The following is a 21,761-nucleotide window of genomic DNA, read 5'->3' as shown; positions in this document are numbered from 1 at the left end:
CCATCGACAGCGGCGGCCACACCCGGCGACACCACCTGCCCCCCGCCCATGTCCGGCAACCCCGTGCTGGAGCACGTCAGCCGGGCCATGGCCGCCTATCCGGTCACCCCGGTCCGCACGGTCCGGACCGAGATCGCCGGCATCCCCCGGACCATCACCCTGAAGCTGGAGGGCCACTCGCCCTGGCGATCGGTCAAGGGCCGCACCGCACTCAGTCTGATCCGGTCGGTGGCCGGTGACCTGACCGCCCCCGATGCCACCGTCGTCGAATCGACCTCGGGCAATCTCGGGCTGGCGCTCTCCGCCATCTGCCGGGACCTGGGGCTGCGTTTCATCGCCGTCGTCGACCACCGGCAGTCCCCCGTCATCCAGCAGGCCATCGAGGCCAACGGCGGGGAACTGGACTGGGTCAGGACCCCCGACGACGCCACGACCCACCTGCAGGACCGGCTGGCCCGGGTGCGCGAGCTGGAGCGGGACCTGCCGCACGCCGTGTGGCCCAACCAGTACGAGAACGACGCCAACTGGCGCATCCACGAGACCTGGACCGCGCCCGAGTTCGACGCGCAGGCGACGCACCGCGCACAGGCCCTGTTCGCCGGGGTCTCCACCGGGGGCACCCTCGCCGGCCTGTCCCGCCATTTCCGGCGCACCCGCCCCGGGCTGCGGATCGTCGCGGTGGACGTCAGGGGCTCGACGGTGTTCGGCGGGGTGCCCCGCCCCCGCACCCTGACCGGAATCGGCGCCGGCAGGAGGTCCGCGTTCCTCACCCGGGCAAGCACCGACGACGTGCTGCTGGTCGACGAACGGCAGGCTGTGGCCTGCTGCCACACCCTGCGGGCGGACACCGGCACAGCGGTCGGCGGTTCCAGCGGTGCGGTACTGGCCGGCTGTCTGGAGTACCTCTACCGGCATCCCGAGGTGCGTCACGCGCTGTGCCTCTGCCCGGATCTCGGCGACCACTACGGCCCGACCGTCTATCACCCGGCTTGGCTGGACCGGATGGGCCTGCCCTCCGAGGCGCACCGGCTGCGCCACCGAACGGGAGCGGCCTGCCCCGGCTTCGAGCCGGTCGACGACATCACCCCAGCCCCCAGCGCCCCGTCCGAGGAGGACGCATCGCGATGACTGAGAGCCCCACGACGCACCACGGCGCCGCGCCGCCGGATTCGGTCGCCACGCCGGTCCGGCCGTGGAGTGAGTTACGGCTGACGCCTGCGGAAGCCGCAGCCGCCGCCGCGCTCGCGGCCCGGTGCGCACAGCGGTACGACGAGACCGACGGCCCCGAGTTCCTTCTCGACGCCCCTGTCATCGCCCACGAAATGCCCAGGCGGCTGCGGACGTTCATGGCCCGGGCGCGTCTCGACGCGTGGCCGCACGCCCTCGTCGTACGGGGCAACCCCGTCGACGACGCGTCGCTGGGTTCCACGCCCGTCCACTGGCGCACCGCCCGCACCCCCGGCTCGCGCCCGCTCTCCTTCCTGCTCATGCTCTACGCGGGTCTGCTCGGCGACGTCTTCGGCTGGGCCACCCAGCAGGACGGGCGGGTCGTCACCGACGTCCTGCCGATCAAGGGCGGGGAGCACACCCTGGTCAGCTCCAGCAGCCGGCAGGAGCTCGGCTGGCACACCGAGGACGCCTTCTCGCCGTACCGGGCCGACTACGTGGGTCTGCTCTCGTTGCGCAACCCCGACGGGGTGGCGACCACCCTTGCCGGTGTCCCACTGGACGACCTGGACGAGCGGACCCTCGATGTGCTCTTCCAGGAGCGCTTCCTGATCCGGCCCGACGACTCCCATCTGCAGGTGAACAACTCCACGGCGCAGCAGGGGCGAGTGGAGTTCGAAGGCATCGCCCAGGCCACCGACCGGCCCGAACCGGTGGCGATCCTCACCGGCCACCGTGCCGCACCCCACCTGCGCGTCGACGGCGACTTCAGCGCACCCGCCGAGGGGGACGAGGAAGCCGCGGCGGCTCTCGGGACACTGCGCAAGCTGATCGACGCGTCGCTGTACGAACTCGTACTCGACCAGGGCGACGTGGCCTTCATCGACAACCGCAGGGCCGTACACGGCAGGCGCGCCTTCCAGCCCCGCTACGACGGCCGGGACCGCTGGCTCAAGCGCATCAACATCACCCGTGATCTGCACCGGTCGCGCAAGGCGTGGGCCGGCGACTCGCGGGTCCTGGGGCAGCGATGACCGGCCCACTCGGCGCGGGCCCGCAGGCGCTGCCGGCGGCGCCCCTGGAGGACTGGCTGCGTGAACGCTACTTCCAGGCGAAGACCGACATCAGCAGCAGCGGCGTGCACAACTACACCTTCGGGGAACTCCGCGCCCTCGACCCCGCGCTGCTCGGTACGCGGGAGCTTGACGAGCTGATGTTCCGTGACGGTCCGTCGCTGGGTGACGAGCGGCTGCGCGCCGCCGTGGCGGCCCGGGTACGCCCCGGCCCCGGCCATGTGGTGATGACGACCCACGGCTCCAGTGAGGCGCTGTACCTCGCCTTTGCCGCACTGGTGCGCCCCGGGGACGAGGTCGTCGTCGCCACGCCCGCCTACCACTCGCTGTCGGGGCTCGCCACCGCGGCCGGCGCGAGCCTGCGTCCGTGGCCGCTGCGGCCGGAGAACGGCTTCGCCCCGGACCTGGACGATCTGCGGGCGGTGCTCAGCGACCGCACGCGCCTGGTGGTGGTGAACTTCCCGCACAACCCGAGCGGTGCCTGCGTGGACCCCCGAGGCCGTACGGAGCTGCTCGATCTGGTCGCGAACAGCCAGGCCGTTCTGCTGTGGGACGGCGCCTTCACCGATCTCGTCCACGACCATCCGCCGCTGGCCGAACCGTCCCAGGACCTGGACCGCGTGCTGAGCTTCGGCACGCTGTCGAAGGCCTACGGCCTGCCGGGGCTGCGGGTCGGCTGGTGTGTGGTCCCGCAGGGCCTGGTTTCCGAGCTGGTGCGGATCCGGGACTATCTGACGCTCAGCCTCTCTCCGCTGGTGGAACGAGTCGCAGCCGTCGCCGTGGAGCACGCCGACGCCCTGATCACTCCCCGGCTGACCGAGGCGCGCCACAACCGGCGACGGGTACTGGAGTGGGCGGCGGCGAGCGAAGGGGCCATCGACTGCCCCGTTCCACGCGGCGGGGTCACGGCCTTCCCCCGGTTCACCGCCCACACGGACGTCACCGACCTGTGCGAGCGGCTGCTGGCCCGGCACGGCGTACTGGTGGTCCCCGGCCGGGTCTTCGGGCAGGCCGACCGGATGCGCATCGGATTCTCCTGCCCGCGCCCGGAGCTGGAACGCGGTCTGGCCGCGATCAGCGAGGAGCTCGGTACGCACGCGCGCGGCCGGCGAAGGGGGACGGGATGACCTCGACGCCGTGCGGCGGAACAGCCGAGCAGAAGTCCGCGTCAGCCGGCGAAGCCGCCGAGGAGAAGCCCGCGTCGCTGCGGCGCAACCGTGACTTCCGGTTCTGGTGGGGCGGCACCATGCTCAGCGCCATCGGCGACGAGCTCACCGCCGTCGCCCTGCCGCTGATCGTGCTGCTGATCACCGACTCGCCGCTGCACGCCGGCCTCGTCGGCAGCGTGGAGTCGATCCCTCCGCTGCTCCTGAGCCTGCCGCTGGGCATGCTGGTGGACCGCGTCTCGCGGCGGGCGGTGATGCTCGCGGCCTCCCTGCTCAGCGCGGCCTCGATCGCCACCGTGGCCATCGCCTTCCTGTTGGACGGGCTGAGCCTGCCCCAGCTGTACGTGGTCGCGTTCGTCAACAGCCTCGCGGCGACGGCGTACCGCATCGCGGACACGGCGGCACTGCCGGGAATCACCGGCCCGCACAAGCTGGGCGAGGCCGCGAGCCAGAGCGAGACGATCTTCGGTACCTCGGCTCTGCTCGCGCCGCCGCTGGCGGGCCTGATGTTCGAGACCATGAGCCCCGCCGCACCGTTCCTCCTGGACGCGCTGTCCTTCGTGGCCGTCGCCGCGGCCATCCTGGCGATCCGGTCGCGGCTCGGACCCGAGGGCGCCCCTGAGCCACTGCGCTGGCGCCGCGAACTGACCGCCGGCATGCGGATCACCGCACGGCTGCCGCTGGTGCGTGCCCTGACGCTGCTGACGACCGTGGGCGACTTCCTCTTCGCGGGTATCGGGCTGCTGCTCATCGTGCTGGCCAAGGGGAGCGGCGCCTCCGGCTTCGAGGTGGGCGCCGTCTTCACGGCCGCCGGTGTGGGCAGCCTGCTCGGCGCGGCCCTCGCTCCGCGCATCGAGGCGGGTCTCGGGCTGCGGACCGCTGTCGTCGGCAAGCACTGGCTGACCGCGCTGCTCTTCCCCCTGCTGCTGGTCGACCTGCCCGGATGGGGGATCGGGCTGGTGTGGGGACTGGTCGCGCTCCAGGTCGCCGTACTGAACGTGATCCAGATGAAGTATCTGATGAGCCAGGTCCACAGCGACCAGCTCGGCAGGGTGCAGGGCTTCATGACCTTCCTGTCGAAGAGCAGCCTCCCCCTCGGCTACGCCCTGACCGGTCTCCTCCTCGACCGGTGGGGGACCCGGGGCACCATCGTGTTCTTCGAAGCCGTGCTGCTGTGCCTCGCCGTGTACGCCCTCCTGGGACGCGGTCTGCGCGCCTCCCACGTGACCAGGAGCGAAGACGCCGGGAGCGGCGCGCCTGACGACCAGCCACTGCCGAGCCGACGGGGAAGCGAGCGATGACGGATCTGGACTTCTCCAGCTGGGATCTGCGCACTGAGGCGGACCGGCGGGCATTCCCGGGCGGACTGGACGGTCCGGCCCCCTCCTGGAACACGGACACGACCCTGGTCACCATCGTGTGGGAGCAGGTGACACGCACACCGCACGCCGAGGCCGTACGCGTGGGTGACCGGGCCCTGACCTACCGCGAGTTGGCCGACTTCGCGGCCAGGGTGGCCCGTTGGGCGGCGGGGCTGCGGAGCGACCGGGAACGGGAGCTGCGCATCGGGGTGGTGGCACACCGGTCGCTGCCCGTCTACCCGGTGCTGCTCGGGGTGCTGGCCGCGGGCGGGTCCTATGTGCCGCTGGACCCGGCGGCACCGGTGCGGCGGCTGCGTGAGGTCGCCCGGCGGGCGGAGCTCGCAGCGGTGGTCACCGACGCGGAGGGGTGGGCCGGGCTCGGCCTCTCCGAGATCGCCGGGCTCCTCGTCGACCGTGCGCTGCCGTTCCAGCGCGGCAGGCTCGGCGGCGGGACGCTCACGGAGTTCGAAGCGCTGCCCGAGGCCGACGGCGCGCTGCCCGGGACCGGGCGCCCGGGCGGACCGCGGCCGGACGACGTGGCGTACACGGTCTTCACCTCGGGTTCCACCGGCGCGCCCAAGGGTGTGCTCGTCGAGCATCGCAGCGCCGTCAACCTGGCACGGTGGGTGGCCGGCACCACGGACCTCGGGCCGGGAAGCCGGGTCACCCAGAACGCCTCCCTGCACTTCGACGCCTCCGTCCAGCAGATCTTCTCCGCCTGGTCGGCCGGAGCGACCCTGCTGCCCGTGCCCGAGACCGTGCGGGTCGACGGCGCGCGGCTGTACGGCTGGCTCGCCGAACAGGGCGTGACCCACTGGGATTCCGTGCCCTCCCTGTGGGCCCCGGTCGTGGAACACTGCGCCGGGCGCATCGCCGCAGGCGAGACGGTCCTGCCCGCCCTCAGGGCCGTACTGCTGGCGGGCGAGGTCCTGCCGGCCGCACGGGTCAACGAGTGGCGGCCCTGGCAGCAGGGACATCGGCTGTTCAACATCTACGGGCCCACCGAGGTGACCGTCGACGCCACCGCGTACGAGGTGACAGGCCCGGTCACCGGCGGTGCCCCTCCCATCGGCCGTCCCCTGCCGGGGCTGCGGGCCCTGGTCCTCGACGCGGACGGGCACCCGTGCCCGCCGGAGGCCGACGGCGAACTGCTCCTCGGTGGCATCGGCGTCGCCCGGGGCTACCTCGACGATCCGGCACTGACCCGCGAACGGTTCGTCGCCCGCGAGGGAGGTCGCTGGTACCGCACCGGAGACCTCGTCCGGTACACCGCGGAAGGGGACCTGGTGTTCTCCGGGCGTCGCGACGACCAGGTGAAGGTGCGCGGCGTGCGCATCGAACTGGCCGAGGTGGAACGGGCGTTGCACGCAGACCCGCGGGTCGCCGAGGCGATCGCCGTGGTGCTGGACGACGCACAGGGGCGCCATGAACTGGCCGCCGCCGTCATCACCCGGACGCCGGTCGCCGGTGCCGACCTGCGTGCCTCGCTCGCCGAGGAGCTGCCCGCAGCCATGGTCCCCACGCGGGTGCTCGTCGTCGACGCCCTGCCGCGCACCGCCAACGGCAAGGCCGACCGGAGGGCGGGCGCGCGCATGGTGCGGGACTTCGCCGACCCGGGCGACGGCGGTACGCGGACCCCGGCCCTGACCGCCACCGGGCGGCGGCTCCTGACGATCTGGCGCCAGGTGCTGGGCCTGCCGCAGCTCGGTCCGGACGACGACTTCTTCCGCAGCGGCGGGGACTCCATCGCCACCCTCCGGGTGCGTCACGAGTGCGCCGGGGCCGGGCTGCCCCTCCAGTCGGTGGACATGTTCGCGCACCCCACGGTGCGACGACTCGCCAGCCATCTGGACCGCACTCCGGCCGAGCGGCCCGCGACCCCCCGGAGCGTTCCCGGCGTCGGCGCGTCGACGCTGCTGCCCGCGCAGCGGCGGCTCGCCGTGGCGACGCTCCTCAGCGACCGCGTACCGCAGTTGGGACTGGTCCAGGAGAGCCACGAGTACGAGGAGGAACTGGACGCCGACGCGCTGCGCACCGCGCTCGATCTGCTGGCCGAGCGGCACGAGGTGCTGCGCACGGGGGTGGAGAGTCGCACCGACGGCTTCCGCGCCAGGACCGAGGAGCGGGTGACGGTTCCGCTCACCGTGCACCGGGCGGACGGCAGCGGCGCGGCCGCACGGCGCGAACGCGCGCGTTCCCACGCCGACGCCGTGCTGCGGGAGGGGTTCGACCTGTCCGCGCCGCCGCTGCTGAAGGTCGCCGCCTTCGAGCTGGAACGGGGCCGGTTCACCCTCGTGTGGACGCTTCACCACGTCATCTCGGACGGCTGGTCCTGGGAGCTGCTCCAGCACGAGTTCGAGATGCTGTACTCGGGCCTCCGCCAAGGCCGCTTCCGCCCGCTGCCCGCGCCGGCGCTCCCCCTGCGCGAACTGGCCCACCGGCTGGCGGAGTCGCCCTCCCCGGCGCCCTCGCCGGAGTGGCTCACGGAACTGCGCGCCGTCAGCCCCCTGCCCCTGCCGCCGGGCCGCGTCGGCGGGAACACGGACCGCGCGCACGTCGACTGGGCCGTCACGAGGGAGACCGACGCGGCGCTGCGGGCCGTGGCCACGGCCGCCGGGTGTGCGCCCAGTACCGGATATCTCCTCGCCTACGCCGAGGCTCTGGGCCGGGTGTGCCGCCAGCGTGCCTTCCCGCTCGGCATCGTCTCCTCCGGCCGCAACGCCGACATCCCGCACATCGAACGTGCCGTGGCCTGTCTCGCCCGCAGTCTGCCGGTGCCGGTCGACCTCTCGGGCACCACCCGTGAACGCCTCCGACGTCTGCACGGCCACCTGGCCGCCGTCCTGGCCCAGGACTGCGCCGACCCCGACGAACTGCTGGCCGGACTGGCACCGGCGGTACGCGATCCCGCCGCCGCCTTCGTGTTCCAGAACTACCCCGACGCACCGGCCGAGCCGGTGCCCCTGCGCCGCGTTCCCGCCGCCTCCTGGTGGCGCGAGACCGGGTCCGAACCGCTCGCTCTCGTCTGCCACGAGGGGGGCGTCGAGGGCTTCCACTGCCGTCTCGAGTACGACCCCGCCGAGGTCTCCGCCGCCTGGGCGGCTGTGCTCGCCCGTGAGATCCGCAGGGCCCAGGACCGCCTGGCCGCAACGGAGTAGGCGCCGCCCGCGCGGTCCCGATACGTCCGGATGCGCCGGACGCCCCACGTCGTGATGAGCCCCAGCCCCGCAGGAAGGACCACTGCCCCGTGACCACCACGTCCCACGCAGCGACCGACCCCGCCCTCGCTCTGGACACACTGCTGACCCCCGAGGAGCGGGCGGCCTGGAGGGCTCTCAACGACCAGGCCCGATCGTGGCCCGAGGGCCCCGCCCTGGCGTATCGGCTCGAAGAGGCGGCCGCGCGGCGCGCCGACGAGCCCGCCGTGCAGGCCGACGACGGCACCTACACCTACGGGGAACTCCACGCCGAGGCCGACCGGATCGCCGCGCGGCTGGCGGAACAGGGCGTGACGGAGGGCAGTACGGTGGCCGTCGCCACGGCCCGCAGGCTGGGCGAGTACGCCGCCCTGCTGGCCGCGCTCAAGCTGAACTGCGCCTACCTGCCACTCGCGGCGGACGGCCCGGCGCGTCGGCTGGAGTTCATGCTGGCGGACTCGGCGGCCGCGGCCCTGGTGGCGGACGCCCCCGCGGCGGCCCTGCTCTCGGAGGCGGGGGTCGGCAGCAGTCTCACGGCACGGGTGGTGGCGGGGGCGAGCCGTGCCGCCCCCGCCGGCTGGACCACCGGTGAACCCGCCCCGCGCGGCCGTCGGCCCTCGGCCGAGCCGTGGGACCGGACCGCGTACGTCGTCTACACCTCGGGCAGCACCGGCACCCCGAAGGGCGTGATGACCGGCGAGGAGGCCCTGCTGAACTTCTGCGCGTGGTATATCGACCGTCACGACGTGCTCCCCCACGACCGGCTGTGCCAGACCGCGCCGCTGACCTTCGACCCCTCCGTGCAGCAACTGTTCCCCGCATGGCTGACGGGCGCGTGCCTGGTGGTCGTGCCCGACGAAGTGCAGCGCGACGGAGGGGAGTTCCTGGACTGGCTGGCCGCCGAGCGGATCACCCACCTGGACATCGTGACCCCGCACTGGGTGCAGTTGCTCGACGTGGCCGCGCGGCGCGGCCGGGCGGCGCTCCCCGCGCTGCGCTGGATCGTCGTCGGCGGGGAGACGTACTTCTTCCACCAGACCCACCGCTGGCACCGCGTCGTGGACTCTCCGGCCCGCCTCAACACCATCTACGGGCCCACCGAGGCGACCGTCAACGCCACCGAGTTCCTCGTCGACCCGGGTGTGACGGAAGGCCAGGTCCCCATCGGCCGGCCGCTGCCCAACTACCGTGCGTACGTCCTCGACGAGACGGGGGCGCTGTGCCCGCCGAACATCACGGGTGAGCTGTACCTGGCGGGCACGGGGCTGGCCCAGCGGTACTGCTCCCTCGAAGCGACCGAGCGGAGCTTCCACGAACGGACGGTGGCCGAGGACAGCACCGAGAGGCTGTACCGGACGGGGGACCTGGCCCGGCTCGTCGAGTTCGACGGGCAGTGGGCGCTGGAGTTCCAGGGACGTACCGACACGCAGGTGAAGGTGTCCGGCTACCGCATCGAACTGGAGGAGGTCCAGGCGGCGTTGGCCGCCGTCCCGGGTGTCACCGCGGCTGCCGTCGTCCTGCGCACCGAGCCGGCCAAGCAGATCGTGTGCGGCTACGTCGCCCCCGGCCTGACCGGGGAACAGGTCCGTGCCGAGCTGGCGGAGCGCCTCCCGGAGTACATGCTGCCGCACGTGATCGCGCCCCTGCCGGCCCTGCCGCTGACCGCCAACGGCAAGGTCGACAAGGACCGGCTGCTCGCCCTGGCCGCCGAGCGGCATGCCGGCGCGGCGACAGGCGGCGAGGAGCCGCGCGGGCCGGTGGAATCGGCGATCGCCGCCATCTGGGCGGAGGTGCTGGGGGTGCCCCGGGTCGGTGCCGACGACGACTTCTTCGTCCGCGGAGGGTCCTCGCTGCTCGCCTTCCGGGTGGTCGCGCTGCTGCGTGAGAAGGGGGTGGCCATCCGCGCCGCGGACCTCCTGCAGGCCCGCACGGTGCGGGCCCTCGCCGAGCGGGCCACCACCGACGGGCAGCTCGCCGCAGCCGACGGGACCGACGCACCGGACGACGGCGCGGATGACATTGCGCTGCTGCCGGACCCCCGGCACGAGCTGGCGGACGACACGGGACAGCACCTCGACCTGCCCCCGGCCACCTCACTCGCTCTGCTCACAGGGGACACCGAGGACGTCGGCGACCACGCGGTCCTCACCCTCGGGCTGCCCCTGGACATCGATCCCGATGCTGTGCGCGAAGCACTCACCGAGGTCGTCCGACGCCACCCGCTGCTGCGGACGAGGCTCGACACGAGCCAGGCGCGGCTGCGGCTGCGGGCCCTGCACGTCGTCCGCTTCGACCTGCCGGTCCTGGAGGGGAACAGCCCGTCCCTGGTCGACCGGGTGCGTCCGCTCCTCTTCGGCCACACCGGGCTGCGCCGCCAACTGCCCGTGGCCGCCGCCCTGGTGAGGCTGCCGGGCGGAACGCGGCTGCTGCTGGCGGTGCGGCATCTGCTGGTGGACGGCAACGCCCTGCGCCGTATCTCCCGTGAACTCGCCGCCGAACTGGGCCTGGGGGCGCGGCCCACCGCGTCGGCGCCGCTCACCGAGCAGTTGGCTGAGCTGCGCGAGCGAGCCCGCGGCATGCGCCCCGTACGGCATCTCAACGCCTACCTGGAGGCGGAACGGCAGGCCCAGCGACGGCTGGCCCCCCGCCTCACCGCCGAACACACGGTGACCGAGGTGGCGGCCGGCGAGCTGCCGGCGTCTTTCCTCGACGGCGCCGGGGGCGCGCTGGAGCCGCGGCTGCTCGCGGCGGCAGCGCTCGCCGTGCGCCGGTGGCTGGGCCTGACGGCCGTACCGCTGAGCCTGCCGCGGCAGGGCTCCCCCGCAGAGACCGTGGCCAACCTCTCCGACGTGGTCCCGCTGTTGATCACCGCGGACGGCGACGGTGACGGCGAGGCGGGACGGGCGCTCGGCGCGGCCACCGCCGCGTGGGCCGAGCACGCACGGCCCGAGGCCCACTGGTCGGCGGCACTGCTGATGCACTGCCCCGGGCTCGCGCACCGCTGGCCCGGCCGGCGGGAGGTGCTCACCAGCTCGTTCCTGGTCGCGGTGGAGCTCGCGGAGGCGACCACCGCCGGCCTCGGCACCGCGGTACCGGGCACGGGAGGGCGGATGACCGACCACGACAGTCCCACCGCCGCCGACCCGGCGCGCTCGGGATCCGTCCAGTTCACGGTCGCAGCCGGTTCCGCGGGCCCTTCGCTGCGGCTCATCGGCTGGGACCTTCCCGCGGCGGTCCTCGAAGAGCTCGCCCCGCTGTGGCGTGCCGCGCTGGCCGATGTCGCGGATCTCCGGGTGAGCGGAGGAGAAGCAGTATGAGTGAGCTGACCGACACCCGGTGGCTGCGTCCGTGCGCGGGGCACTGGCGAGAGGGGACCGGGCCCGTGCTGCTGTGCCTGCCCCACGCCGGCGGTGGCGCCCTGAGCTATGCGGGATGGGACCGCCACCCGCTGGGCGGCTTCGAACCCGTGGCCGTGTGCCTTCCCGGCCGCGAGGACCGCTTCGCGGAGGATCCCGTCTCCGGCTGGGCGGCGTTGGTGTCCGCGATCGCCGACTCCCTCACGCCCCTGGCGCACCGCCCGTTGGCGGTGTTCGGCCACAGCATGGGTGCGCTGACCGGCTACGAACTGCTGCGCGAGCTGGCGCGGCGCAAGCGGCCGGCCCCCCTGCTTCTGGCCGTCTCCGCGCACCGGGCGCCGCAGGAGATGCCGACCGCGGCCGGACCGCCCCGCTCCCCGCGGGAGCTGCTCGACTACGTACGACGCCTCGACGACGGCGGCACGGCCGAGCTGCTCGACGACCCGGAGTGGCGCGATCTGGTGCTGCGGCCGCTCGGCGCCGACCTCCGGCTGCACGACACCTACCGGTCGTCCGCCGAACCCCCGGGACAGCCCCCGCTGGCCACGCCCTTCGTCGTGCTCACGGGCGAGGACGACCCCACCGTCTCCGACCGCACCTACGCGGGCTGGGCTGCGCTGACCCACGCGGTCAGCGCCCGAAGGGTCTATCCGGGCGGCCACTTCTACCTCAGGGAGCAGCGGGACCGGCTCCTCACGGAGCTGGGCCGGGACCTGGAGAACGCGATGAGAGGAGAACTGCGATGACGGCGATTCCGGGGAGCAGGTCACCGGCGGTCATGGACACCCCGGACGCCGCTGTCGCCCTGCTGGACACCACCAGCACGGCCCTGCGGGACGTGCTGGACCTCCATCGGATCGACCCCGAGGCCAACTTCTTCTCCCTCGGCGGGAATTCGCTGCTCGCGGTGCGGGTCGCGGGACGGCTGAGCCATGCGCTGGGTCAACGGATCCCCGCGACCGCGGTACTCAACCATCCGACGGCGCGGGGCCTGGCCCGCCACCTGGCGGAACTGGTGTCCGAACCTGCCTCCCCCGCGTCCCCCGCCCCGTCCTCCGCTCCCGCCGATGCCACCGGCACCGACCGGTTCCCGCTCTCCGCCGCGCAGCGACGCGTCTGGCTGCTGCACGAGGTCGATCCGGAGCGGCTGGACCATCTCGTCACGGTCTCCTTCGAGGTGACCGGCGAACTCGATCCCGTGGTGGCGCGCACCGCGTGGCACCGGGTGGCCGAACGGCACGAGGCGCTGCGAACCCGGTTCGAGCCCTCCGCCCCAGGGGGTGAGGAGCCTTGCCAGGTGGTCGAGAGCGAGCCGCTGACCGAGTTCACCTTCCTGGACACCGTCCGTTTCCCCGAGGCGGTGCGCGCCCGGATCGTCGATGAGCGCGTCGCGCTCCTGCGCCGCACCCCGCTCTCCCTGCGCACCGGGCCGCTGTCCCGGATCGCCCTGCTGCGCACGGCCCCCTCGCGCTACCGGCTCGAACTGATCGTGCATCACATCGTGTGCGACGGCTGGAGCCTGGCGCTCCTGTGGCAGGACTTCCTCGACGCATACCGCCGGGTCGCGGCGGGCGAGCCGGGCCCCGGCCCCTCTCCCCACCGCTTCCGCGACCACGTCCGCTGGGAACGCCGCACCGAGTCGGCCCGATGGCCGGCGCAGGCCGACCGGGTCACCCGCCGCTTCGCCGACCGGCCGGAGGAGCTGCCGCTGCCCATCGCTCCGGCTCCCGTCGACGAACACGACGACGGAGACGACGTCTCGCTGCCCCTGCCGGCGGGGCTGGGCACGGCGCTCGCCCGAGCGGGTGCCGAGGGTGGTCACACCCGGCTGACCCTCGCGCTGGCCGCGCTCGCCGTCCTGCTGCATCGGATCAGCGGTTCGGAGGACCTGGTGATCGCCGTACCGATGGCCGGGCGGGTACGCCCCGAGGACGAGGGGACCGTGGGTCTCTTCGTGAACACGGCGCTCGCCAGGATCCGCCTGGCCGGGGCCCGCGACGTGCCCACGCTGGTAGCCCGCGCCAGGGACGAGGCCGCGGAGGTGCTGGACTGCCAGACGTACCCCTTCGACCAGCTCGTCAGCAGGCTCGGGGTGCCCCGCGACGGCACGCGCATGCCGCTCGCCAGGGTGTCGCTGGCCGTCCAGGACTTCGCCGAGGCCCCCTTGCCCGACCCGGATCTCGGCTTCACGTGGGTCGAGCACGATCCGGCCGAACGGCAGAGCAAGCTGGACCTGGCGTTCAGCCTGACCAGTGGCGGCGCGGCCGGACAGCCGACGCTCACCGTCACGTACCGGCCCTCACTCTTCCGCCGTCGGACCGTGGACGCCTGGGCCGAGCAGTACCTGATCGCTCTGGAGAACGTCACCCGTGCGGTGACGGGGGGTGCGTCATGAGGCTGGACCGACACCATGAGCTCTTCCGGGCCTCGGTGCGCGCCGTACTGGAGCGGCTCTTCCTGCCGGAGCTGGAGGACTGGGAGAAGGCGGGAGAGATGCCCACGCACGAGCTCTACCGCTCACTGGGCGAGGAGGGCCTGCTCGGGCTGACGCTGCCCGTCGACGACGGCGGCCTCGGGCTCGATCTGGGCTACTCCCACGTATGGGCGCGGGAACTCGGCAGACTCCCGGCAGGCTCCCCGGCCATGAGCCTGTCGGTGCAGACCGACATCGTGCTGCCCCTGCTCGCCGAGGAGGGCGGGACGGGCGTCCGGGACGCCTACCTCCGGCCCGCGGTACGCGGTGAGCTGGTCGCGGCCCTGGCCGCCACCGAGCCCGGCGGCGGCTCGGACCTGGCCGCCGTGCGGACGACGGCCGTACGGGACGCCGACGGACTGCGGCTGACCGGCGACAAGGCGTTCCTCACCAACGGTTCCGTGGCCGACTTCGCCGTCGTGCTCTGCCATCTCCTTCCGTCCGGGGCGGACGAGGGCGGGAACCCGCCGGACGGACTCGACTCGCTGACCCTGGTGCTGGTCCCCACCGGGCTCCCGGGCGTGCGCCAGGAACGGCACACCGGCAAACTCGGCAACCGCGCGTGCGACCACGGTCGGCTGTCCTTCACCGACGTACGTGTGCCGGAGGAGAACCTCCTGGGCAAGCCCGGCTCCGGATACGAGGCGCTGACTCGCGTCTTCACCCGCGAGCGCACCTTCCTGGCCGCGGTCTGCACGGCACGTGCCGCGACCATGCTCGACAGGGCCACCACGTACGCGCGGGGCCGGGCGGTGCTCGGCAGGCCGTTGCTCCAGCACCAGGCGATCGCCTTCCGGCTGGCCGAACTCGACGCCGAGCTGGCGCTGATCGAGCAGTACACGGACGCGGCCTTCGAGCGACTCCAGGAAGACGCCGCCGCTCTGCGGCAGGCGAGCATCGCCAAGCTCCGCGCCAGCCGGCTGGAGCGCGAGTGCGCCGATCTCCTGCTCCAACTGCACGGCGGAGCGGGCTACCTGGAAGGCGGGCCGGTCGAGCGAGGCTACCGCGACGCCCGTGCCTACGCCTTGGCCGGCGGCGCGGACGAAGCGCTGCTGCATCTGATCGCCGGTCATCCGCGGACCGACGTCTGACCCGCCGACGACCGCACCCGCACCCGAGAGCGAGAGGACTCGCACCGACATGACCATCCAAGCCGTGCCCGAACCTGCCACCAGGACGGAGCACCTGCTGTTTCTCGACCGAGCCGCCGTGCGCACCTGCGCCGCGGGCATCGACCCCGTGGCGGCGGTGGAGGACGTGCTGCGCGCTCATGCGGCGGGGCACACCGCGCTCCCCGCCGAGGGCTATCTTCCCTGGGCCAACTCCCAAGGGGCGTACTGCCGTTCCATCGCGATGCTCGGCTCGGTCGGCGCCGCCGACCCGACCGTCCCGACGGCCTACGGGATGAAATTGATCAACGCCGCCACTTCCAACCCTGCCCAGGGCAGGGAGCGCGCGGGTGGGGTCAGCTTCCTGTTCGACCCCGAGACCGCGCGCCCGGCGGTCGTGGCCGAGGCCGCCTACCTGTCGGCGCTGCGCACCGGCGCGTACACCATGTCCAGCCTGCGCCACCTCGGTCCGGAGCGGTTCCAGGAAGTGACCCTCATCGGCTGCGGCGCCCAGGCGCGGACCCACGCCGAGCTGCTGGCCCGGTACTTCCCCGACGTCCGCACGCTGCACGTGCACGACCTGCTGCCGGAGCGCGCGTCCGCGTTCGCCTCCTGGGTGGAGGGCAGCGAGCTGCCGTTCACCGTGGTCCCGCACGGCCGGGCCGCCGAGGCCGCCGCGGCGAGCACGGTCGTCATCACCCTGACCATCACCGACACCGGCTATCTCTCCCCGGACCACCTGCGGCCGGGCACGTTCGTCGCCCACGTCTCCCTGGACGATCTGCTGCCCGAGGTGTTCGACCGGGCGCAGGCGCTGTACGTCGACGACGTCGAGCTGGTCCGTGACAATCCGCGCCGCGTCCTGGGCCGGCTGCTGGGCGAGGGCCGGGTGCTCGCCCCCGGCACCCCGAAACCCGGGACCAGCACCATCCGCGGCACCCTCGGTGACGTCCTCACCGCGGCCGTGCCGGCCGAGCGCCCCGGCACCGGGGTCGTCGTCAGCAACCCCTTCGGGATGGCCGTCCTCGACGTCGGTCTGCTGGCCCGGGTGTACGCCCGGGCCGCCGCCGACGGCCACGGCACCCGCCTCGACCTCCTCGGAGCAGACCGGTGACCGAACCCCGCGGCCTGTACTCCTTGGCCGACCTGGACGACGCGAGCGTCCAGCGCATCGTCCGCCGGACCATCGAACTCCACGCCGACCGCGACGCCCACACCCGCCCGCTGGCCGGGCTCGTCGCCGGGCTCCTCTTCACCAAGACCTCCACCCGCACCCGCACGGCGTTCACCTCGGGCGCCATCCGGCTCGGCGGGGCGCCGATCGCCTTCGGACCCACGGATCTGCAGACCAACACAGGGGAGTCCGCCGCCGACACCGGCAGGATGCTCGCCGGGATGCTCGACCTGCTCGTCGTGCGCACCGCGGGCCCGATGCGTGAACTGCGGGAGCTCTCGGGTGAGGGCGAACTCCCCGTGGTCAACGCGATGTCGGCGGAGGAGCACCCCACCCAGGGCCTGGCCGACCTGGCCACACTGATTCACCACTTCGGCGGGCTCGACGGCGTCCGTGTGCTGTACGTCGGCGAGGGCAACAACACCGCCGTCGCGCTCGCCCGGGTACTGTCCCGGCAGCCCGGCTGCCACGCCGTCTTCGCCTCTCCGGCCGGTTACGGGCTTCCGGACGCCGTGCTGGCCGAGACCGCGGCCATCGCGGATCGGCGCGGCGGCTCCGTCACCCAGGCGCACGCCCCGGGCGACGTGGTCGGCGAGGTCCACGCCGTGTACACCTCGCGCTGGCAGACGACGGGCAGTACCAAGCCCGACCCGTCCTGGCGGGACGTCTTCCGGCCCTTCCACGTCGACGCCGCGCTGATGAACCGCTGGCCGGACGCGGTGTTCCTGCACGATCTGCCCGCCCACCGGGGCGAAGAGGTCTCCGGCGAGGTGCTGGACGGCAAGTCCTCGCTGGCCTGGACGCAGGCAGGGCTGAAGGCCGCCGGCGCGATGGCCGTCCTGGAATGGGTGGTCACGACGTGAGGACGCGGATCGCGCTCCGTACCGAGCAGGTGGCCCCGCTCTCCCCCGCCCAGTACAGCCTCTGGTTCCTCGACCAGCTCACCGGACCCTCCAGCGAGTACGTCCAGCCGTACGCGTACCGGCTGCGCGGACCGCTGGACACCTCGGCGCTGGAGGACGCCCTGAACGCGCTGGTCGAGCGGCATGAGCCGCTTCGTACGCGCGTCGACCAGGTGGCGGGCGAACCCCGGCAGGCCGTCCGGCGCCACCACCCGCGACCGTTGCGGCGACTGGATCTCTCGCAGGACCCGGCACGGGCCGGGCGGGAGGCGGCAGCCTTCGCGCTGCGCCCTTTCGACCTGGCGGGTGAGGATCCCCTGCGCACTCTGCTCGTCCGGCTGGGCCAGCGGGACCACCTGCTGGTCTGCTCACTGCACCACATCTGCTGCGACGGGCTGTCCCTCGCGGTCCTCGGCGAGGACCTCTCCGCGCTGTACCGGGCGGCGGCGCACGGGCAGGATGTCGGACAGGCGCTGCCGCCGTTGCCGGTGCATTACCGCGACACCGTCCTCGCCCGGGCGCGGCAGGCCGACTGCCCCGCCGGGCGGCCGGCGCTGGCGCGCTGGCGCGCACGACTGGAGGGTGCCGCGCCGCTGCGGCTGCCCACCGACCGTGCCCGGCCCGAGGTCCGTACGGCGCGCGGCGACCGCGTCGAGGTCGTCGTCCCCGCCGACGTCACCTCGGCGGCTCGCGCGGCCGCGGCCCGTCACCGGGTGACCCTCTACATGGTGATGCTGGCGGTGTTCGCGATGCTGCTGCACCGCCGTGGCGGCGGCCGGGACCTCTGCGTCGGTACTCCCGTGTCCGGCCGGTCCGCCCCCGAGGAAGAGGCGCTGATCGGCCTGTTCACCAACACCGTGGTGCTCCGTCTGGACCTCTCGGACGACCGGGACCTGGCGGAACTGCTGCACCAGGTGCGCGGCCGGGCGCTGGCCGCATACCAGGACGGCCACGTCCCCTTCGAGCACGTGGTGGACGAACTGCGGCCGCCCCGCGACCTGTCACGCACCCCCGTCTTCCAGGTGATGTTCAGTTTCCAGGACTTCGAGGAGGACGCCCTGGCCCTCGACGGGCTGCGCTGCACGCCCTGGGAGATCCCGGTCGGCAGCAGCAAGTTCGACCTCGAACTCGAACTCGGCCGCGAGGGTGACCGGCTGCGCGGCTTCCTGGAGTACAGCACCGATCTGTACGAGGCCGGCACGGCCCGTGGGATGGCGGACGAGTACCTCGCCCTGCTGCGCGAGGCCCTGGGCCTCCCCGGCGACTCTCCCGGCGGAGCCGCCGATCCTGTTCGATCCTCCGATCCTTCTCCCGAGGAGCCCACACGATGAACGACACCCCTGCGGACACCGCGTACCAGGTCGTCCTGAACGACGAGGAGCAGTACTCCGTGTGGCCGGTGGGCCGGCCGCTCCCGGCCGGCTGGCGGGCCGAGGGCACTGTCGGTGGCCGCCAGGCGTGCCTGGACCACATCGAGACGGTCTGGACCGACCTGCGTCCGCTCAGCGCCCGCGCATGACCACCATGCCCACGACCGGCACGGCCGCCGACCGGAGCACCGACACCGTGCCCGCACTGCTCGCCGAGGTGGCCCGCCGCATGCCCGGCGCCCCCGCGCTCCTCACCCCGGACCGGACCCTCACCCACGACGAACTCGACGACCTCACCGCGAGGTTGGCCGGCCTGCTGCGCCGGCACGGCATCGGCAGGGGGCAGCGGATCGCCGTGCTCGCCGACCGTACCTGGCAAGGGGTCTGCTGCCCGCTGGCGGTGCTGCGGGCAGGCGCCGCCTATGTGCCGCTCGACCCGTCCGATCCGGAGGACCGCCTGCGCGAGGTGGTCGCGCTCACCGGTGCGCGGGCCGTCCTCGGCCGGGCCGAGTCGCTCGGCGAGTTGCCCGGCCTCGGCATCCCCGTGATCCCCGGCGACCTCGCGGCCGGGGCCCCGCCGGCCACGCGGGCCGATGCCGAGCCGCCGTTGCCGGACGACCTCGCGTACGTCATGCTCACCTCCGGCACCACCGGCACTCCCAAGGCGGTCCTGGTGCCGCACCGTGCCGTGACCCGCGCCGCCAGGTCTCTCGTCCCGCTGTTCGGCGTCACATCCACCGACCGGGTCCTGCACTGGACTTCGCTGATCTGGGACACCAGCGGCGAGGAAATCTATCCGGCTCTCCTCGGCGGTGCCGCCCTGGTGGTCGACGGACGGGTCGAGACTCGCTCCGTACCGGCCCTGCTCGCGGCGGTCCGCGAGCACCGCGTCACGGTCGTCGACCTGCCGACGGCGATGTGGAACGAGCTCGCGCACTATCTGGCCCTGGGCGGCGAGGAGTTGCCGCCCGCGCTCCGGCTGGTCGTCATCGGCGGGGAGGCGGCCCACGCCCGGACCGTACGGCTGTGGAGCGAACGCGTCCCGGACCGGGTTCGCCTGCTCAACACCTACGGACAGACCGAGACCGTGATGGTGACCCACGCGGCGGAGTTGGGAGGCCCGGCGGGCCGGGCGCTGCGGGACGGCGATCCCGTGCCCATCGGCCGTCCGTTGCCCCACATCCGCCAGGTCCTGGTCCCCTCAGATGACAGGCCGGATGAGCTGTGGACCGGCGGGCCCGGCCTCGCCTGGGGATACGCCGACCGTCCCGCCCTCACCGCGGCGGCCTTCGGACCCGCCCCCGGCGCCGGCGGACGGTTCTACCGCACCGGTGACCTGGTGCGAACCCTGCCCGACGGTTCGCTCGTCCACGCGGGCCGCGCCGACCGCCGGCTCAAGGTGCGTGGGGTTCGTGTCGAACCCGCCGAGGTGGAGCGGGCGATGACGACCTGTCCGGGAGTCGTGGCCGCCGCCGTCTTCCCCGTGGGGGACGACCCGGAACACCTGCGCCTGTACGGGGCGTTCGTCCCGTCGAAGAGCGGACCCGCCACCGAGCGGGAGGTGGCGGAGCACTGTGCGCGGCGGCTACCGCGCTCCCTGCTGCCGCACCGTATCGCCGTGGTGACCGCGCTGCCCCTGCTGCGCACGGGCAAGGTCGACCGGGCGGCGCTCCAGGCTCTCTTCACCGACGCCACCACGCCCTCCGAAGGGGCGTCGGCCGGGTCCGCGTCCGGGCCGTCGCTCACCGCGCGACTCGTGGAGCTCTGCGGCCGGGCACTGGGCGCTCCGTGCGGCGCCGGCGAATCCCTCTTCGCACGGGGCGGTGACTCCCTGACCGTGACCCGCCTCATCTCGCTCGTCCATCGGGAACTGGAGACCGATCTGACGTTTCAGGACGTGTTCGACCACCCGACCCCGCAAGAACTGGCGCAGCTAGTCGAAGTCTCCGGACCCTTCCGAGGAGAGCCCCAGTGACCAGGCCGACCGCCCCTCCCCCGCCCGAGCCGGCATCCTGCCCCCAGCCGTACGACTACCGCCGCCGGGAACTCGTGGAACCTGACTGGCGCAGACTGCCCGGCTGGCATGACGTCACCGCGGCCCAGTGGCACGACGTCCAGTGGCAACGGGCGCACTGCGTCAAGAACGCCCGCCAGTTACGGGCCGTGGTCGGCGACGGACTCGACGACAAGTTCTACGACGACCTCACGGAGGACCAGGAGCACATGGCCACCATGGCCATGCTGATCACCCCGCAGATGCTCAACACCATCGCGCCGGAGACCCCCGCCGACTCCGACGGTTACCACGACGCCTTCTACGCCGACCCCGTACGCCGGTACATGGTCCCGGTCCGTTCCGACCGCGACCTCCGGTGGCCGAGTCACCCGTTGTCGTCCCGGGACTCCCTGCACGAGGCGGAGATGTGGGTGGTCGAGGGACTGACTCGCCGCTACCCGACGAAGGTGCTCGCCGAACTGGTCGCCACCTGCCCGCAGTACTGCGGGCATTGCACGCGGATGGATCTCGTCGGCGGCTCCACCCCCAGTGTGGACAAACAGCGGCTGACGCTGCGCCCCGCCGACCGGCAGGAGGCGATCCTCGACCACCTGCGCCGCACACCGGGCGTCCGGGACGTGGTGGTCTCCGGCGGCGACGTGGCCAACGTGCCGTGGCCACGGCTGGAGTCCTTCCTGCTGCGCCTGCTGGAGATCGACTCCGTCCGGGACATCAGGCTGGCCAGCAAGGCGCTGGTGGGCCTGCCCCAGCACTGGCTCCAGCCGCAGGTCGTGTCAGGCCTGGAGAACGTCGCCGGTGTCGCCGCCCGGCGCGGCGTCCATCTGGCCGTCCACACCCACGCCAATCACGTCCAGTCGGTGACACCGCTGGTGGCGGAGGGGGCCCGGGCCCTGCTCGACGCCGGAGTCCGCGACGTGCGCAACCAGGGCGTGCTGATGCGCGGGGTCAACGACAGCACGGCGGCCCTGCTCGACCTGTGCTTCTCCCTGCAGGACGAGGCGGGCATCCTCCCGTACTACTTCTACATGTGCGACATGGTGCCCGGGGCGGAGCACTGGCGGACATCACTCGCCGAGGCCCAGGACCTCCAGCACGCGATCATGGGCTATCTGCCCGGCTACGCCACTCCGCGCATCGTCTGCGACGTGCCGTACGTCGGCAAGAGGTGGGTGCACCAGGCCGTCGAGTACGACCGGGAGCGCGGCATCTCGTACTGGACGAAGAACTACCGCACCGCGATCGAGCTCGACGACCCGGACGCGCTGACCCGCCGCTACCCCTTCCACGATCCGCTGTCCACGCTGCCCGAGAGCGGGTGGCGCTGGTGGGAACGGCAGGTCGCGGCGCGTGAGGGCCAGGCATGCGCCTGACCCCCCGGCCGGGTAGGTGCGCGGCC

The 21,761-nt window shown here is 73.2% G+C and carries 15 protein-coding genes; all 15 read left to right on the top strand.

Annotated elements, in window-relative coordinates:
• Positions 1–48: 48 nt before the first annotated feature.
• Positions 49–1,128, top strand: a complete 1,080-nt coding sequence (locus tag IF19_RS0104295) for a cysteine synthase family protein (protein ID WP_050493683.1) — start codon at positions 49–51, stop codon at positions 1,126–1,128.
• Positions 1,125–2,201 carry an arginine beta-hydroxylase, Fe(II)/alpha-ketoglutarate-dependent gene (vioC, locus tag IF19_RS0104290; RefSeq protein ID WP_050493682.1) on the top strand — a complete coding sequence of 359 codons (1,077 nt, stop codon included), beginning with the start codon at positions 1,125–1,127 and terminating at the stop codon, positions 2,199–2,201. The genes IF19_RS0104295 and vioC overlap by 4 nt, the downstream gene beginning before the upstream one ends.
• Complete coding sequence (vioD, locus tag IF19_RS0104285; RefSeq protein ID WP_050492705.1) at positions 2,198–3,367, top strand: capreomycidine synthase; 1,170 nt, start codon at positions 2,198–2,200, stop codon at positions 3,365–3,367. Before vioC ends, vioD begins: the two co-directional genes overlap by 4 nt.
• Positions 3,364–4,707 (top strand): MFS transporter, encoded by a 1,344-nt coding sequence (locus IF19_RS0104280; protein ID WP_030118105.1) that lies wholly within the window; start codon positions 3,364–3,366, stop codon positions 4,705–4,707. Before vioD ends, IF19_RS0104280 begins: the two co-directional genes overlap by 4 nt.
• Positions 4,704–7,925, top strand: a complete 3,222-nt coding sequence (locus IF19_RS0104275) for a non-ribosomal peptide synthetase family protein (protein WP_030118104.1) — start codon at positions 4,704–4,706, stop codon at positions 7,923–7,925. The genes IF19_RS0104280 and IF19_RS0104275 overlap by 4 nt, the downstream gene beginning before the upstream one ends.
• Positions 7,926–8,014: 89 nt before the next feature.
• Complete coding sequence (locus IF19_RS1000000135330) at positions 8,015–11,281, top strand: non-ribosomal peptide synthetase (RefSeq protein ID WP_030275967.1); 3,267 nt, start codon at positions 8,015–8,017, stop codon at positions 11,279–11,281.
• A complete protein-coding gene (locus tag IF19_RS0104265) occupies positions 11,278–12,066 on the top strand; it encodes a thioesterase II family protein (protein WP_050493680.1) in 789 nt (262 codons plus the stop codon). The genes IF19_RS1000000135330 and IF19_RS0104265 overlap by 4 nt, the downstream gene beginning before the upstream one ends.
• Positions 12,063–13,715 carry a condensation domain-containing protein gene (locus IF19_RS0104260; protein WP_078580452.1) on the top strand — a complete coding sequence of 551 codons (1,653 nt, stop codon included), beginning with the start codon at positions 12,063–12,065 and terminating at the stop codon, positions 13,713–13,715. The genes IF19_RS0104265 and IF19_RS0104260 overlap by 4 nt, the downstream gene beginning before the upstream one ends.
• Positions 13,712–14,884: an acyl-CoA dehydrogenase family protein gene (locus tag IF19_RS0104255; protein ID WP_030275965.1), complete on the top strand. Its 1,173-nt coding sequence runs from the start codon at positions 13,712–13,714 to the stop codon at positions 14,882–14,884. The genes IF19_RS0104260 and IF19_RS0104255 overlap by 4 nt, the downstream gene beginning before the upstream one ends.
• Positions 14,885–14,933: 49 nt before the next feature.
• The gene (locus IF19_RS0104250; RefSeq protein WP_030118094.1) at positions 14,934–16,016 is read left to right on the top strand and encodes an ornithine cyclodeaminase family protein; all 1,083 of its coding nucleotides are present in this window, start codon (positions 14,934–14,936) and stop codon (positions 16,014–16,016) included.
• On the top strand, positions 16,013–16,939 hold the full coding sequence (locus IF19_RS0104245) for an ornithine carbamoyltransferase (RefSeq protein ID WP_030118093.1): 927 nt from the start codon (positions 16,013–16,015) through the stop codon (positions 16,937–16,939). The genes IF19_RS0104250 and IF19_RS0104245 overlap by 4 nt, the downstream gene beginning before the upstream one ends.
• On the top strand, positions 16,936–18,309 hold the full coding sequence (locus tag IF19_RS0104240; RefSeq protein WP_050493679.1) for a condensation domain-containing protein: 1,374 nt from the start codon (positions 16,936–16,938) through the stop codon (positions 18,307–18,309). Before IF19_RS0104245 ends, IF19_RS0104240 begins: the two co-directional genes overlap by 4 nt.
• Positions 18,306–18,497, top strand: coding sequence for an MbtH family protein (locus tag IF19_RS0104235; protein ID WP_030118091.1), 192 nt, complete (start codon positions 18,306–18,308; stop codon positions 18,495–18,497). The genes IF19_RS0104240 and IF19_RS0104235 overlap by 4 nt, the downstream gene beginning before the upstream one ends.
• On the top strand, positions 18,494–20,323 hold the full coding sequence (locus IF19_RS0104230; protein WP_050493678.1) for a non-ribosomal peptide synthetase: 1,830 nt from the start codon (positions 18,494–18,496) through the stop codon (positions 20,321–20,323). The genes IF19_RS0104235 and IF19_RS0104230 overlap by 4 nt, the downstream gene beginning before the upstream one ends.
• Positions 20,320–21,735 carry a KamA family radical SAM protein gene (locus IF19_RS0104225; RefSeq protein WP_050493677.1) on the top strand — a complete coding sequence of 472 codons (1,416 nt, stop codon included), beginning with the start codon at positions 20,320–20,322 and terminating at the stop codon, positions 21,733–21,735. The genes IF19_RS0104230 and IF19_RS0104225 overlap by 4 nt, the downstream gene beginning before the upstream one ends.
• Positions 21,736–21,761: the final 26 nt, after the last annotated feature.

Source organism: Streptomyces californicus (genome assembly GCF_000717645.1).
Classification (GTDB): Bacteria; Actinomycetota; Actinomycetes; order Streptomycetales; family Streptomycetaceae; genus Streptomyces; species Streptomyces californicus.
This window is presented reverse-complemented; position numbering and strand designations above follow the sequence as displayed.

Excerpts from the sequence above, each read along its gene's own strand:
- IF19_RS0104275 (WP_030118104.1), top strand. The coding sequence starts at position 4,704 with ATGACGGATCTGGACTTCTCCAGCTGGGATCTGCGCACTGAGGCGGAC.
- IF19_RS0104260 (WP_078580452.1), top strand. The coding sequence starts at position 12,063 with ATGACGGCGATTCCGGGGAGCAGGTCACCGGCGGTCATGGACACCCCG.
- vioC (WP_050493682.1), top strand. The coding sequence starts at position 1,125 with ATGACTGAGAGCCCCACGACGCACCACGGCGCCGCGCCGCCGGATTCG.
- IF19_RS0104295 (WP_050493683.1), top strand. The coding sequence starts at position 49 with ATGTCCGGCAACCCCGTGCTGGAGCACGTCAGCCGGGCCATGGCCGCC.
- IF19_RS0104265 (WP_050493680.1), top strand. The coding sequence starts at position 11,278 with ATGAGTGAGCTGACCGACACCCGGTGGCTGCGTCCGTGCGCGGGGCAC.
- vioD (WP_050492705.1), top strand. The coding sequence starts at position 2,198 with ATGACCGGCCCACTCGGCGCGGGCCCGCAGGCGCTGCCGGCGGCGCCC.
- IF19_RS0104280 (WP_030118105.1), top strand. The coding sequence starts at position 3,364 with ATGACCTCGACGCCGTGCGGCGGAACAGCCGAGCAGAAGTCCGCGTCA.
- IF19_RS0104230 (WP_050493678.1), top strand. The coding sequence starts at position 18,494 with ATGACCACCATGCCCACGACCGGCACGGCCGCCGACCGGAGCACCGAC.
- IF19_RS0104255 (WP_030275965.1), top strand. The coding sequence starts at position 13,712 with ATGAGGCTGGACCGACACCATGAGCTCTTCCGGGCCTCGGTGCGCGCC.
- IF19_RS0104235 (WP_030118091.1), top strand. The coding sequence starts at position 18,306 with ATGAACGACACCCCTGCGGACACCGCGTACCAGGTCGTCCTGAACGAC.
- IF19_RS0104250 (WP_030118094.1), top strand. The coding sequence starts at position 14,934 with ATGACCATCCAAGCCGTGCCCGAACCTGCCACCAGGACGGAGCACCTG.